Raw genomic sequence first — 14,251 nt, 5'->3', positions numbered from 1 at the left:
ACACACATTCAGGCGAACAATTGCCTGGTCGTAACGGAATGTTTCGGAGAGGTAATTTGCTCGCTCTGATCGCCGGGGCGGTCGACGACCGCAGCGCCCGGGGGATCGCGGCGGCCGTGAGCCGCCTGGTGACCGCCGGGCAGCTGCCGGCCGGCACCCGGCTGCCCACGGTCCGCGACGTCGCCCGCGAGCTGGGCGTCAGCCCCACCACGGTCAGCGAGGCGTGGCGCAGCCTGGGCCGCGCCGGCGCGATCCGCACGCGCGGGCGGTCGGGCACCTTCGTGGCGGCGCCGGTGCTGCCCCGGCAGGGGTGGCGCTACTCCCAGCTCGGCGGCCAGGTCACGGCCGTCACGCGCGACCTGTCCACCGGCGTGCCCGACCACGAGCTGCTGCCCGACCTGACCGACGCGCTCAAGCGGATCGGGGACGGCCGGCTGACCAGCAGCTACCTCGACGCGCCCGTGCTGCCGCCGCTCGAGGCGGTGCTGCGCGAGCGGTGGCCGTACCCGCCGGAGCGGCTGACCGTCGTGGACGGCGCGCTCGACGCGATCGACCGGGTGATCGCCGAGGTGGTGCGCTTCGGCGACCACGTCGTGGTGGAGAACCCGGCCTTCCCGCCGCTTCTGGACCTGCTGCAGACGGTCGGCGCCACGGTCGTCGGCGTGCCGATGGACGCGAGCGGCATGCGCCCCGGCCCGCTGCGCGACGTGCTGGCCGGCTGTCCCGCGGCCGCGGTGTTCCTGCAGCCCCGCGCGCACAACCCCACCGGGGTCAGCATGCCCGCGTCCCGGGCCGCGGAGCTCGCGGCGGTGCTGGAGTCGTTCCCCGACGTGCTGGTGGTGGAGGACGACCACGCGGGCGACATCGCGTCCGCCCCGCCGGTCAGCCTGGGCTCGTTGTTGCCCGCCCGGACGGTGCACGTCGCGAGCTTCTCCAAGTCGCACGGGCCCGACCTGCGGCTCGCCGCCGTCGGCGGTCCGGCGCGCGTGATCGGGCCCGTCGCCGACCGGCGGATGCTGGGCCCCGGCTGGTCCAGCCGGCTGCTGCAGGGCGTGCTGCTCGACCTGCTGACCGATCCCGGCGCGGTGGCCCAGGTGGCCGCGGCCCGCGAGGCGTACGCCACCAGGCGCGCCGCCCTGCTGGGCGCGCTGCGCGAGCGCGGCGTGACCGCGACCGCCGCCGACGGCATCAACCTCTGGATGGCCGTCGACGATCAGCAGATCGCCATGGTCGCCCTGGCCGCGCACGGCATCGCCGTGTCACCGGGGGCGCCGTTCTGCGTCACCCCGCTCGACGGCGACCACGTCCGGGTGACCGCCGGCCTGGTGGCCGGCGACGTCGGCGCGCTGGCCGACGCCCTGGCCGCCGCCGCCCTGCTCGACAGCCGCGGCAGCGGCCCCCGCGCCCGCTCGCACCCGCGAGGCTGGCGATGACCGACCGTCGTTTGCGAAGGAGCCACCATGAACGATGACCTGCTGGCCCGCCACCGTGCGGTGATGCCGGGCTGGATGCCGATCTACTACGGCGACGACGCCCTCGAGATCGTCTCCGGATCGGGGCGCCGGGTCACCGGCAGCGACGGGCGCACCTACCTCGACTTCTTCGGCGGCGTGCTGACCAACATGATCGGGTACGACGTCGCGGAGATCACCGAGGCCGTGCAGCGGCAGCTGGCTACCGGCGTGGTGCACTCGTCCACGCTCTACCTGATCCGGCAGCAGGTCGAGCTCGCCGAGAAGATCGCGCGCGTCTCCGGAATCCCGGACGCCCGGGTGTTCTTCACCAACTCGGGCAGCGAGGCCAACGAGGCGGCGCTGCTGATGGCCGCGAACGTGCGCCGGTCCAACCAGATCCTGGCGATCAAGAACAGCTATCACGGACGCACGTTCGCCACCATGGCGGTCACCGGGCACCGCAGCTGGTCGTCGAGCTCGCTGAGCCCGCTGAGCGTGTCGTGGCTGGCCTCCGGCGACCGGCTGCGCGGGCGGATGGCGGGGCTCGCCGACGGCGACATCCTCGACGCGGCGGTCGACGACCTGCGCGAGGTGCTGGCGACGGTCACCGCGGGCGACGTGGCCGCGCTGATCGCCGAGCCGATCCAGGGCGTCGGCGGGTTCGTCGCCGGGCCCGACGGGCTCCTGGGCGCCTACCAGAAGGTGCTCGGCGAGAGCGGCATCCTGCTGATCGCGGACGAGGTGCAGACCGGCTGGGGGCGTACGGGGGAGCACTTCTGGGGTTATCAGGCGCACGGCGTGACGCCCGACCTGATCACGTTCGCCAAGGGGATCGGCAACGGCTTCGCGCTCGGCGGCGTGGTGGGGCGGGCCGAGGTCATGAACGCAGTGCCGGCGATCAGCTTCTCGACGTTCGGCGGCAACCCGCTGTCGATGGCGGCCGGCAACGCCGTGCTCGACTACGTGCTCGACCACGACCTGCAGGCCAACGCCGCCCGCACCGGCGCGATCCTGCTCGACGGGCTGCGCGCGCTGAAGCTGCCGATCGTCGGCGAGGTCCGCGGCAAGGGCCTCATGATCGGCATCGAGATCGTCCGGCCGGGCACCACCGAGCCCGACCCAGCCGGCACGGTGCGGGTCTTCGACGAGTGCCGGGCCGGCGGGCTGCTGGTCGGCAAGGGCGGCCTGTACGGCAACGTGCTGCGGATGGGGCCGCCGCTGACGCTCACCGAGGACGAGGCGCGCGAGGGCCTGGCGATCCTGCGGGACGCGCTCACGCGCGTCGACGCCGAGGCCAAAATCGGCTGACGGAGTGTGCCGCCGCCCCTGCCCGGGGGCGGCGGCGATCACTCAACGTAGCCAGGGAATCGAACGGTCGAGCAGCCCACGCGTCGACAGTTCGTGCCGCAGCGGAATCTTCTCGTCGATGTAACCGTCCCATCCGACGCCCCAGTGATTCGCCGTGTGCGGCGACTCACCCAGCAATTGACGCTGCACCGGCGTGCGGTTGCGCCACCATTCCGATTCCTTGTCGATCGGCATGTCGTCGAGCGGCCGGATCCAGCGGTACGTGTAACCGACGAACAAGATCTTGCGGGTGACCGTGCTGCAGTTGACCGACCGCGAGTGCCACAGCCGCCGGTCGAAGATGAAGCAGTCGCCCGGGTTCGCGGTGATCTCCATGGCGCCGCGCGGGTCGCCGCTCGCCGGCCGCTCGAGCGTGTTGTCCAGGTGGCTGCCCGGAATGACCTTGGTCGCACCCCGCCCGGTGCGCGACAGGTCCGAGAGCACGTACGCCACCTTGAGCGACAGCATCGGCCGCGGCTGCTGCGCGTCCAGCCGCTCGGGATCCGAGTTCTGCCGGTATCCGTCCTGGTGCCAGCCCCACGCCGGCTCCTGTTCGGACGGATTCGGCGGTGTCACGTCCAGGTGGTTGTGGTGGGTGTAGATGTTCCACCCGGCCAGGCCCCAGACGTACGGGAAGGTCGACGGCAGCGTCAGCAGCTCACCGAACTCCTCGTCGCGCGGCAGGAAACCCAGCAGGTGCAGCGTGCCGTCGGGCTTGAGCCGGCCGGCCGAGCGCTCCTCGGCGTACACCCGGTCGACCGCGGCCTCGAGCCGGGCCCGGCGCTGTTCGTCGAGCGCGTTGCGGACCAGCACCACGCCGTCGCGCAGAAACGTGTCCCGCTGCTCCTTCGTGATGGCCTCGAATCCGGTTTTCTCCAATGTCCCGGTCCCCCTCGTTGACGGTTGTTCCCTGGGAACTCGGCGCGCTTGTTGTCTAAGACGCGGCTGCCTCCCGCTCCCGTTGCAGGTCTCGACACACTTCGAAGCAGCGCCGCCGGCCGCTACCGAAGGTGAACGTGTGCGTTTTGCGCTGGCGTTGCCAACTTTCGCTGAATCTGAAGAAACTTAGGTTCCCCTCGGACGAAACAGCTGCGTAATGTATCGAGCGTCGTCGTTCGAAGGAGACCGCAATGCCGCAGTCACTGAACCGTCGTCAACTTCTCGGCGCCGCGGCCGCGGCCGGCGCCGCCGCCACCCTGGCCGTTCCGGGCGCCGCCTCCGCCGGCGGGTCGCACTCGCTGCACCGCGTGCCGGTCGACCAGATCAGCGTCCAGCTCTACACGCTGCGCAACCAGCTGCAGATCGACCTGGAGGCGAGCCTCGCGGAGCTCGCCGAGATCGGCTACACCCGGGTCGAGCACGCCGGCTTCGTGGGCCGCACCGCCGCCCAGTTCCGCGCCGCCCTCGACGCCGCCGGCCTGCGCGCCACCTCGGGCCACGTCGGCATCCCGCAGCCGTTCGACGCGAACGTCTGGGAGCAGGCGCTCGAGGACGCCAACATCGTCGGCAACAAGTTCATCGTCCACCCGTTCTTCGGGCAGGGCCCCAACGGCCCGATCCGCGACGCCGCCGTCTACCGCGCGTTCGCCGCCGACCTCAACAAGGCCGGCCGGCTGGCCCGCCGCGCCGGGCTGTCGTTCGGCTACCACAACCACCACGCCGAGTTCTTCCGGCAGAACGGCACCAACCTCACCGGCTTCGACATCCTCACCGGCGAGACCGACGACCGGCTCGTGCACCTCGAGGTCGACCTCTACTGGGCGTGGCGCGGCGCCAACGACCCGGTCGACCTGATCCGCAAGAACCGCGGCCGCATCAAGCAGGTGCACGTCAAGGACCTCGACGTCAACGCGGGCTTCGCCGACCCGGGCGACGGCCTGATCGACTTCGGGCGCATCTTCGAGCACTCCCGCGAGGCCGGCCTGATCGAGTACATCGTGGAGCGCGACGACGCCGGCTCGCCGCCGCGCACCCCGGCCGACGCCCTGGTCACCGCCGAGCGCGGCTACGAGTTCCTGGAAGGGCTGCGATTCTGATGACCCGTCGCCCGCTGTTTGCCGGCGTTTTCGCGGCAGCCCTGCTGGTCACCCCGTCCGTCGCGGTGGCGGCTCCGGCCGAGCCGCTGCCGCCGTCCTCCGAGTTCCAGAAGGTCACGCTCAACGACTTCCCCGGCGAGCCGATCGCGCTGGCCGTGCTGCCCGACCGGCGGGTGCTGCACACCGCCCGCGGCGGCCAGGTGCGCATCCACGAGCCCGCCACCGGCCGCAACGTGCTGGCCGCGACCATCCCGGTGTACCTGCACGACGAGGAGGGCGTGCAGGGCATCGCCATCGACCCGGACTTCGAGCGCAACAAGTGGGTCTACATCTACTACTCGCCGCCGCTGGACACCCCGGCCGACGACCCGGCCACGCCGACGATCAACGAGGGCGACGCGCCCAACGAGGGCACGGCCGCCGACTTCGCCCGCTACAAGGGCCACCTGACGCTGTCGCGGTTCAAGCTGGCGGGCAGCACGCTGCGGCTCGACACCGAGCAGAAGATCATCGACGTGCCCACCGACCGCGGCCAGTGCTGCCACGTCGGCGGCAAGATCGATTTCGACAGCAAGGGCAACCTGCTGCTGTCCACCGGCGACGACAGCAACCCGTTCGCCTCCGACGGCTACGCGCCGATCGACGAGCGGGCCAACCGCAACCCGGTCTTCGACGCGCAGCGCTCCGCCGCCAACACCAACGACCTGCGCGGCAAGCTGCTGCGCATCAAGGTGGGGCGTAACGGCGGCTACACGATCCCGCGCGGCAACCTGTTCAAGCCGGGCACGCCGAAGACCAAGCCCGAGATCTACGCGATGGGTCTGCGCAACCCGTTCCGGTTCGCCGTGGACACCGAGAACAACGACACCGTCTACCTGGCCGACTACTCGCCGGACGCGCAGAACGCCAACCCGGCGCGCGGCCCGGCGGGGCACGGCCGCTGGATGGCGATCGACAAGCCCGCGAACTACGGCTGGCCGTACTGCGTGAACCCCGACATGCCGTACGTGGACTACGACTTCGCCACAGGCACCTCGGGCGCGCCGTTCAACTGCGCCGCGCCGGTCAACGAGTCGCCCAACAACACCGGGCTGCGCAACCTGCCGCCGGTCGAGAAGAGCGAGGTCATCTACTCGTACGGCCCCAGCACGCAGTTCCCCGAGCTGGGCACCGGCGGCATCGGGCCGATGGGCGGACCGGCGTACGACTACGACCGGCGCTCCCGCTCGCCGTTCAAGTGGCCCGCCGCGTTCGACGGCAAGCCGCTGTTCGCGGAGTGGACCCGCGACTACGTCAAGGCGTTCACGCTCGACCGCCGCAACCAGGTGACAGCGATCCAGGACGTGCTCCCGGAGATCGTCTTCGACAACCCGATGGACCTCGAGTTCGGCCCCGACGGCGCGCTCTACGTCCTCGAGTACGGCGACGGCTACTTCAACGAGAACCCGGACGCCCAGCTGGCCCGCATCGACCACGTGCGCGGCAACCGCACCCCGATCCCGAAGGTGTCGGCGACCCCGACCCGGGGCCAGGCGCCGCTGACCGTCACGTTCTCCAGCGCCGGCACCACCGATCCCGACGGCGACCGGCTGCGCTACGCCTGGTACCTCGACAACGACAACAAGGTCGACTCCACCGACCCCAACCCGACCTTCACCTACACCGCGAACGGCGACTACCGTCCGACGCTGAAGGTCACCGACAGCACCGGCCGGTCCGCCTCGGCCGAGGTGATCCTGCCGGTCGGCACGGCGGCCCCGGTCGTCACGTTCACCACGCCGCAGGAGGGCCAGCCGTTCGCCTTCGGTGACACCGTGAACTTCCAGGTGACGGTCACCGACGACGCGCCGGTCGACTGCTCGCGGGTCACGGTGACCTACATCCTCGGGCACGACCAGCACGGGCACCCGCTGTCCACGGCGTCGGGCTGCACCGGGTCGATCACCACGTTCCTCGACCCGGGTCACGCCGGGGCGGACAACCTGACCGCGGTGTTCGTCGCGTCGTACACCGACACCGGCACCCCGCCGCAGACCGGCACCGCCACGGTGGTCCTCGAACCGTCCAACTGACCGCTTCCGAGACGAAGGCCGGGCCCTCGGGCCCGGCCTTCCTGTTTCCCGGCGATTCCGGCCGCTGTCGCCCGGCGGCAGCGGTTCCGTCGCACGACCGTGCTCTTCGCTGACCACGCAGGGAACAGCAGGTTAACGCCCCGTTAACGAGGATCGAAGGTCAGAAACGTGCTCACAGGACCCTTTCAGCCCCGACCTTTGGGGTTAAGTCTGGGCTCGTGACAGAGACAACGGTCATCCTGGCCCTGGTGGTGATCACGGCCCTCGGGTTCGACTTCACCAACGGGTTCCACGACACGGCGAACGCGATGGCCACCTCCATCGCCACCGGGGCACTGCGGCCCAAGGTGGCCGTGGCCCTCTCCGGCATCCTCAACCTGATCGGCGCGTTCCTCTCCGTCGAGGTCGCCCTGACCGTCAGCAACGCGGTCGTCCGCATCCAGAACTCCGACGGCACGCCCAAGGAGTCACTGACCTCCGACGGTGGCACGGCGTTGCTGCTCATCGTGCTGGCCGGCCTGATCGGCGGCATCATCTGGAACCTGCTGACCTGGCTGCTGGGCCTGCCCTCGAGCTCGTCGCACGCGCTGTTCGGCGGCCTGATCGGCGCCACCATCGCCGGCCTCGGCTGGGCGGGCGTGAACTGGAACGGCAACGGCTCCAAGCTCGACGGCGTGATCGGCAAGGTCATCCTCCCCGCGCTGATGTCGCCGGTGATCGCCGGCATCGTGGCCGCCGTCGGCACCTGGCTGATCTACAAGCTCACGATCGGCGTCGCCAAGCGCTTCACCGACAACGGCTTCCGCTGGGGCCAGATCGGCAGCGCCTCGCTCGTCTCGCTCGCGCACGGCACCAACGACGCGCAGAAGACGATGGGCGTCATCACGCTGGCGCTGATCGCCACCGGCGACTGGACCGACACCAAGAACATCCCGTTCTGGGTGAAGGCGGCCTGCGCGCTCGCCATCGCGCTGGGCACCTACCTCGGCGGGTGGCGGATCATCCGTACGCTCGGGAAGGGTCTGGTCGAGATCGCGCCGCCGCAGGGCATGGCCGCCGAGTCGGCCTCGGCCGCGGTCATCCTCGCCTCCAGCCACCTCGGCTTCGCGCTGTCCACCACCCACGTCGCGACCGGTTCGATCCTCGGCTCCGGCGTCGGCAAGCCCGGCGCCCAGGTGCGCTGGCGGGTGGCCGGCCGCATGATCGCCGCCTGGCTGATCACCCTGCCGTCCGCCGCGGTCGTCGGCGCGCTGATGTGGTTCATCGGCGACCTGCTCGGCGGCGGCCTGGCCGGCTCGCTCGTGGTCTTCGCGCTGCTGCTGGCGGCGGCCGGATACATGTACTGGCGATCCCGCAAGACGCCGGTCGACCACAACAACGTCAACGACGAGTGGGACGAGCCCGCGACACCCGAGCGCGTCCCCGCCGGCGCCGCGAGCTGAAAGGCAGATCCTTCATGCACAACCTGGGATTCGCGCTCGAGGGCGCCTGGAAGGTCCTGCTGGCCGGCCTGATCCTCGGCGCCGGCCTGCCCACCCTGTTCGCGCTGGGCATCCGCTCGCTGGCGTACGGCGCCGGCGGCGACGCCGAGGTGCACGAGTCCGGCGTGACCGGCCCGCGCCCCCACCCGATCGGCACCGTCGGCGGCTACGTCCTGTTCGCGATCGTCATCCTCGGCGTGCTGCTGGGCATCACGTTCATCGTCGCCAGCGGCTTCGGCAAGGCGCTCAGCTTCGAGCACATCTATCCCACGATCGTCGACAAGTAGGGGAGGCAGCGTGACCGACACCCGATCGAACTTCCTCACCCGGGCCCTCGGCTGGCTGCGGGCCGGCTATCCCGCCGGCGTGCCCCGCCAAGACTACGTGGCCCTGCTCGGCGTGCTGCGGCGCAAGCTCACCGAGGAGGAGGTCCGCAAGATCGCCTCCGACCTGGCGGAGCAGTCGCTGGGCAGCCCCGACCCGATCAACGCCCAGGACATCGAGGCGATGATCCAGGATGCCGTGCTGCAGCAGGCGTCCCCGGAGGACGTCGTGCGGGTCTCGGCCCGCCTCGCTGCGGGCGGGTGGCCGCTCGCCGACCCGCCGACCGACTGACCCGTCGTCCTTCTCCTCGCCGCTGCCGGCCGGACCCTGCGATGGGTCCGGTCGGCAGCGGCGCTTTCGTGCCGGGTGGGCCTGGCCGATGGCCCGGTCGGCGGCGGCGCTTTCGTGCCGGGTGGGCCTGGCCGATGGCCCGGTCGGCGGTGGCGTGCTCGGGCCGGGCGGCTCGTCGCGATGGTCCGTCCGGCGGCGGCGTGCTCGGGCCGGGCGGGCTCTTTGCCATGGTCCAGCCGGCAGCGGCGTCCTCCGGTCGGCCAGGCCTGCGATGGTCCGGCCGGCAGGGCATCCATCCCCGGCCCGGGTCGCTCCAGCAGCCTTCGAGTGGCACGCAGCGGCCTTGGCGGCCACGGTCTCTTACCGGCCGGGCTGGTGCCGGACGGCCGAGCCCGCGTAGCGCGCGGCCGGGCCGGTACCAAGCGGCCGAGCCCGCGGTGCGCGCCGGCCGGGCAGGTGCCAGGCGGCCGAGCCCGCGTAGCGCGCCGGCCGGGCGGGCACCAGGCGGCCCAGCCCACGAAGCGCACCGGCCGGGCGGGCACCAGGCGGCCGAGCCCGCATGGCGCGCCCTCCGGGCAGGTACCAAGTGGCCGAGCCCGCGTAGCGCGCCGGCCGGGCTGACCTGGAGCAGGCGGCAGGCGACCAGGCCGGACTCTCGGCAGGGCAGTTGGCTCCGGAGAGCACCGTGTTGTTGCGCCCTAGTCGGGTCTCGCCGGAACCGCGTTTTGTTGCTATACCCGTCCGCGTTCGTCGCTTGACCCGGGTGAAATTCGTCGTGTGCCGGGGACGAGGACCGGGCGTTGCTGCTGTTCGGCCGGCAGCTCGACGTGCCTGTGGATAACCCGAATTCGCCGCGGCGGCCGTCGTAGGATCGGGCCCGCCCCCTGGTCGGGCGGGGTGGGCCGAGTGGGGACTGGGGCAGAGGTCCGTGTGCCGGATCCTGCTCGGCGCGGGGCTATGCCGCCGGCTGGGGGAGCGGGAACCGCACGCCGGTCAGCTCCTCCGACAGGGCCCACAGGCGGCGGGCCGTGTCGGGGTCGGTGGCGGCGGGGGAGGGGCGCACGACGCCCGGTGCCCCGCGCATCTCGCCGAAACGGGTGGGGGCGATGAACTCGCCGCTCCGGACGTCGGGCGCGGTCGCGGCGTGGAGGATGGGGCGGGCGCCTTGGTCGGGGCTCACGGCGATCAGCGGGTTGCCGACCCGGGTCAGCAGGGTGCGGTAGAGGCCGGGTTGCACGGCGGCCTGCAAACCGGTCGCGGCGTAGCCGGGATGGGCCAGCACGCTGCGCACCGCAGAGCCGGCGGCGGTCAGGCGGCGGTGCAGTTCGAGGCCGAAGACGGCGTTGGCGAGCTTGGAGGCGTTGTAGGCGGCCTTGGGGTCGTACGGCTCGGCGGGGTCGGGCCGGCCCTCGCGGCGCAAGGTGCGCCGGTCGTCGCGGTGCAGCTCGGAGGAGTCGAGCTGGCCGTCGCGGTGCAGCTCGGAGGTGGGCCGGTCCCCGTGGTGCAGCTCGGAGGTGGGCCGGTCGTCGCGGTGCAGCTCGGAGGAAGGCCGGTCCCCGTGGTGCAGCTCGGAGGTGGGCCGGTCCTCGCGGTGCAGCTCGGAAGAAGGCCGGTGCAGGCGGGCGAGGTCGAGGCGGCCCTTGCGGTGCAGGACGGAGCTGACGGTGACGACCCGGGCGGTGAGGCGGTCGAGCAGCAGGGCGGTCAGGGCGAAGTGCGCCAGGTGGTTGACGGCGAACTGGAGCTCGTGTCCCTGGGCGCTGAGGGTGTGCGGCGGGGCCATCACGCCGGCGTTGTTGATGAGGACGTCGACGCGGTCGAGGGTGGCGGCGAAGGCGCGGACCGAGTCGAGGTCGGCGAGGTCGACCAGGCGTACCTCGCTGGAAGCGTTCCGCAGCTGGGCCTGCGCGGCCCGGCCCTTCGCCGCGTCGCGGACGGCCAGGATGACGTGTCCGGTCAGCGCGCGAGCCGTGGCCAGACCGAGGCCACTGCTCGCACCGGTGATGAGGTAGGTCGTCATGTGTCACATGGTGCCGTCGCTGACACAGTGTGTCAACGGTGTCACAGTGTAGCATCGCGGCATGCAGGAAGAGCGGACGCTGGCCACGCGCAAGCGGCACGCGGTGGGCGAGGAACTGCGCGAGGTGGCGTTGCAGATGCTCGCGACGCGGGGGTACGACGAGACGACGGTGGACGACATCGCCGCGGCGGCGGGCATGTCGCGGCGGACGTTCCACCGGTACTACGCGTCCAAGGAGGACGTGGTCATCCAGCTGCTGGCGGACATGGGCGACCAGATGCGCGCCGAGCTGGAGTCGCGGCCGCCCGGCGAGCGCCCGGCGGAGTCGCTGCGGCACGCGGTCTCGACGGCGATCAACTTCTGCGCGGGGCACCACGACGCGGTGAAGACGCTCAACGTGGTCCGCCTGATCCTGCGTACGCCGTTGTTGCACGCGCGGTCCCTCGAGCGGCAGTCCCGGTGGCAGGCGGACCTCGCCGCGGTGCTCGCGAAGCGGCTCGGGACGGCTCCCCGCGACCTGTATCCCCAGCTCGCCGCGCGGATGGCGTTCGCGGCACTCGACACGGCCCTGGAACGCTGGGCCTGCACCGAGGGCGTGGCGGATCCACAGGAACTGGTCGAGCAGGCGTTCGCCCTGATGGAGCCGGCGCTCAGCGCGCGGTGAGCAGCTCGTCGAGCAGGGCCGCGACCGCGGCGCGGTCGGCGACGTCCACCACCCGTACGAGCGGGGACCCGGCGATGGCGGCCAGGCGTTCGTCGCGGCAGTGGGCCGGAGTGGTCACCGCGGCCGCGAGCCGGTCCGCGGAGCGGCCGGTGCCGGACAGGACGAGCACCGGGCGGCGGTGCGCGAGGCTGTGCTCGGCGTCCGCGAGCGAGATGTCGCCGCCGTTGGCCAGGACCGTGACGCTGGGCCGGTCGCCCGCGAGGGCCGACGCCACCGCGGCCAGGTAGGCGGCCTCGTCGCCCCACGTGTCGCCGGGCACCAGCACGAAGTGGGAGTGGTTGCCGTCGAGCAGGGCGGAGTCGGGGTTGACGCCCTCGTGGCCGGGATAGGTCACTGTGCCGTACGCGGCGACGCCCACCAGCGGGAACGGCGCTCCGGCGGCCCGCGAGCGGCCCAGCAGCCGCATCACCCCCGCGTCGGTGCCGCCGTCGACGGCGATCGCCCGATGCGCGCGCACGGCCGGCGCGATCAGCTCGTCGAAGACCGCGGCGAGCGCGCGCTCGTCGCCCATCCGGCCGGCGCCGCCGACCACGACCAGGGCGGGGTGCGGGCCGCCGAGGCCGAGCGAGGCGACGGCGGCGGGCACGTCCCCGGGGCCGTTCACGAACACCAGGGACGGCATGGGACAGCACGATATCCGACGGTGGCCGCGCCCCGGGGGACGCGGCCACCTGCGCCGATCAGCCGGCCAGCTCGCGGGAGAGCACGCCGATGTCGGGCTGGTCGGTGAACAGCCCGTCGATGCCGGTCCGCAGGAACGTGATCTGCTCGTCGATGGCCCGGCCGTACGCGTCGGGGTCGGTGCCCACCCGGTAGTCCGCGGGCAGGAACTGGTTCTCCGCCCGGAACGTGTACGGGATGACCTTGAGCCCGGCCGCGTGGGCGTCGCGCACCAGCGAGGTCGGCGTGCCCAGCGTCGCGTCGGCGGTGCGCGGGATGACCTGGTTCTTGTCCGGGCCGATCCCGTCCACGTACGACGCCAGCTCCTTGAGACCCGCCGGGGTCAGATACTCCGCGTACGTCTTGGGGTCGCCGAACGGGCTGCCGGTCGCGCTGGTCAGGAACACCAGGTTGACCTGCACCCGGTGCTTGTGCCGCAGCAGCTTGAGGTTGGCGGCCTCGAACGACTGGATCCACACTTTCGTGCCGCGCCGGTCGAGGCGGTTGCGCCGCAGCGTCTGCACGAGCGGCGTCTCGAGCTCGAGGCCCAGCGCGCGGAAGTAGGTGGGGTGCTTGGTCTCCGGGATCACGCCGATGTCGCGGCCCAGCTCCTTGGACAGCCTGGCGCGCAGCTCGAGCACCTCCTGGAAGGTGGGCACCGGGAACAGCCGGTCGTAGAGCGTGTTCTCCTGGCGCACGGCGGGCAGCCGCTCGATCGCGCGCAGGGTCTTGAGCTCGGCGAGCGTGAAGTCCTCGGTGAACCAGCCGGTGACGCTCACCCCGTCCAGCAGCACGGTCTTGCGGCGGGCGGCGAACTCGGGCCGCGAAGCCACGTCGGTGGTGCCGCCGATCTCGGGCTCGTGCCGGCACACCAGCACGTGGTCCTTGGTCGAGACCAGGTCGGGCTCGATGTAGTCGGCGCCCATCCGGGCGGCGAGCTCGTACGACGCGAGGGTGTGCTCCGGCCGGTAGCCGGAGGCGCCGCGGTGCCCGAACACCTCGGGCTCCCGGTTGGCCGCGCCGTGCGCGAGCGCGGGGGCGGCAACCGTCCCGGCCAGCGCGGGGGCCGCTGCGGCGACGGCGCCCATGCGCAGTACCTGACGTCGGTCTGCCACGAGATCCTCCACGGGACTCGCCGCCGGCGTCCGTCGCCGGGGGGGTCCCACGAAGAGTCGAAACGACCGAACCGACGCCGGAGCGTCTTCGGCGTGGCGGTCACGCGAACGTCGCGCGAAGGCCCATGGCTAACGCTTGGTGACCCTCCGGCGGATCGTGGAGTTACGCTGCGTGTGCAGCAGGGCCTTGCTGCGCGGCCCCGGCGCGCGCCCGGGACGGGGCGGCCGGGTCCGCGGGTGCGGGAAGACGAACCGCTTGAACGCCCACAGCCGGAACACCATGGCCAGCAGCGTGCCGAGCACGATGCCGCTGACGAAGTCGGCGAGCTCCTGCACCGGCCGGCTGACGTCCGGCACCCGCAGGTCGAGCATGTAGCGCGAGACGCCGAGCGGGATCAGGTTGAGCCCGATCGCCAGCGCGCTGATCGCGAAGAACAGCGCCGCCTCGTGCCGCATCTCCTGCCCGCCGCGGTGCCGGAACGACCATTCCCGGTTCAGCACGTACGACAGCACGGTGGCCAGGATCGTGGCGATCGCGAGCGCGGTGACCGGCTTCTCGTGCAGCACGGTGAGCTTCAGCGCGTAGTTGATGCTCGTGGTCACCGAGAAGCACACGCCGCCCACGAGCAGGAACTTCGCCGTCTCGTGGTGCCTCGCCCAGATCCGCTGCAACATCCGCGCAACGCTAGGCGACCCGTGCGGCGCGCGCCGTCCCGCGCGCGCCGCG

At 72.1% G+C, this 14,251-nt stretch carries 13 protein-coding genes; 8 read left to right on the top strand and 5 right to left on the bottom strand.

Features of this window, described 5'->3' with window-relative positions:
- Nucleotides 1–56 precede the first annotated feature (56 nt).
- A complete protein-coding gene (locus ACSNN8_RS23285) occupies nt 57–1,433 on the top strand; it encodes an aminotransferase class I/II-fold pyridoxal phosphate-dependent enzyme (protein WP_436651433.1) in 1,377 nt (458 codons plus the stop codon).
- 27 nt (nt 1,434–1,460) lie between these two features.
- Nucleotides 1,461–2,762 (top strand): aspartate aminotransferase family protein, encoded by a 1,302-nt coding sequence (locus ACSNN8_RS23280; protein WP_436651431.1) that lies wholly within the window; start codon nt 1,461–1,463, stop codon nt 2,760–2,762.
- A 42-nt stretch (nt 2,763–2,804) separates the two neighbouring features.
- On the opposite strand, the gene ACSNN8_RS23275 is transcribed toward ACSNN8_RS23280, so the two are convergent.
- Nucleotides 2,805–3,680 (bottom strand): phytanoyl-CoA dioxygenase family protein, encoded by an 876-nt coding sequence (locus tag ACSNN8_RS23275; RefSeq protein ID WP_436651429.1) that lies wholly within the window; start codon nt 3,678–3,680, stop codon nt 2,805–2,807.
- A gap of 251 nt (nt 3,681–3,931) precedes the next feature.
- Here ACSNN8_RS23275 and ACSNN8_RS23270 point away from each other — a divergent pair, with 251 nt between their 5' ends.
- The 5 genes from ACSNN8_RS23270 (at nt 3,932) to ACSNN8_RS23250 (ending at nt 9,005) form a co-directional block, all read left to right on the top strand.
- Complete coding sequence (locus ACSNN8_RS23270; protein ID WP_436651428.1) at nt 3,932–4,837, top strand: sugar phosphate isomerase/epimerase family protein; 906 nt, start codon at nt 3,932–3,934, stop codon at nt 4,835–4,837.
- Nucleotides 4,837–6,909, top strand: coding sequence for a PQQ-dependent sugar dehydrogenase (locus ACSNN8_RS23265; RefSeq protein WP_436651426.1), 2,073 nt, complete (start codon nt 4,837–4,839; stop codon nt 6,907–6,909). The genes ACSNN8_RS23270 and ACSNN8_RS23265 overlap by 1 nt, the downstream gene beginning before the upstream one ends.
- Before the next feature lie 218 nt (nt 6,910–7,127).
- A complete protein-coding gene (locus ACSNN8_RS23260; protein ID WP_436651425.1) occupies nt 7,128–8,351 on the top strand; it encodes an anion permease in 1,224 nt (407 codons plus the stop codon).
- 14 nt (nt 8,352–8,365) lie between these two features.
- Nucleotides 8,366–8,677 (top strand): hypothetical protein, encoded by a 312-nt coding sequence (locus tag ACSNN8_RS23255; protein ID WP_436651424.1) that lies wholly within the window; start codon nt 8,366–8,368, stop codon nt 8,675–8,677.
- Between the two features lie 10 nt (nt 8,678–8,687).
- Complete coding sequence (locus tag ACSNN8_RS23250) at nt 8,688–9,005, top strand: DUF3349 domain-containing protein (RefSeq protein WP_436651423.1); 318 nt, start codon at nt 8,688–8,690, stop codon at nt 9,003–9,005.
- A 955-nt stretch (nt 9,006–9,960) separates the two neighbouring features.
- Here ACSNN8_RS23250 and ACSNN8_RS23245 read toward each other — a convergent pair.
- Complete coding sequence (locus tag ACSNN8_RS23245) at nt 9,961–11,025, bottom strand: SDR family NAD(P)-dependent oxidoreductase (protein WP_436651422.1); 1,065 nt, start codon at nt 11,023–11,025, stop codon at nt 9,961–9,963.
- 61 nt (nt 11,026–11,086) lie between these two features.
- On the opposite strand from ACSNN8_RS23245, the gene ACSNN8_RS23240 reads away from it, so the two are divergent.
- Nucleotides 11,087–11,689 carry a TetR family transcriptional regulator gene (locus tag ACSNN8_RS23240; protein WP_436651420.1) on the top strand — a complete coding sequence of 201 codons (603 nt, stop codon included), beginning with the start codon at nt 11,087–11,089 and terminating at the stop codon, nt 11,687–11,689.
- Here ACSNN8_RS23240 and ACSNN8_RS23235 read toward each other — a convergent pair.
- From ACSNN8_RS23235 to ACSNN8_RS23225, 3 genes are all read right to left on the bottom strand, one after another.
- Nucleotides 11,676–12,371, bottom strand: coding sequence for a hypothetical protein (locus tag ACSNN8_RS23235; RefSeq protein WP_436651419.1), 696 nt, complete (start codon nt 12,369–12,371; stop codon nt 11,676–11,678). The genes ACSNN8_RS23240 and ACSNN8_RS23235 overlap by 14 nt on opposite strands.
- A gap of 58 nt (nt 12,372–12,429) precedes the next feature.
- Nucleotides 12,430–13,524 (bottom strand): glycerophosphodiester phosphodiesterase, encoded by a 1,095-nt coding sequence (locus ACSNN8_RS23230; RefSeq protein WP_436651417.1) that lies wholly within the window; start codon nt 13,522–13,524, stop codon nt 12,430–12,432.
- Nucleotides 13,525–13,653: 129 nt separating this feature from the next.
- The gene (locus ACSNN8_RS23225) at nt 13,654–14,199 is read right to left on the bottom strand and encodes a GtrA family protein (RefSeq protein ID WP_436651416.1); all 546 of its coding nucleotides are present in this window, start codon (nt 14,197–14,199) and stop codon (nt 13,654–13,656) included.
- Between the last annotated feature and the right edge of the window lie 52 nt (nt 14,200–14,251).

The organism is Actinoplanes sp. URMC 104, from assembly GCF_051386375.1.
GTDB lineage: Bacteria > Actinomycetota > Actinomycetes > Mycobacteriales > Micromonosporaceae > Actinoplanes.
Note: the sequence above shows the minus strand (reverse complement) of the source record. Positions and strands in the feature narration are given on the sequence as shown.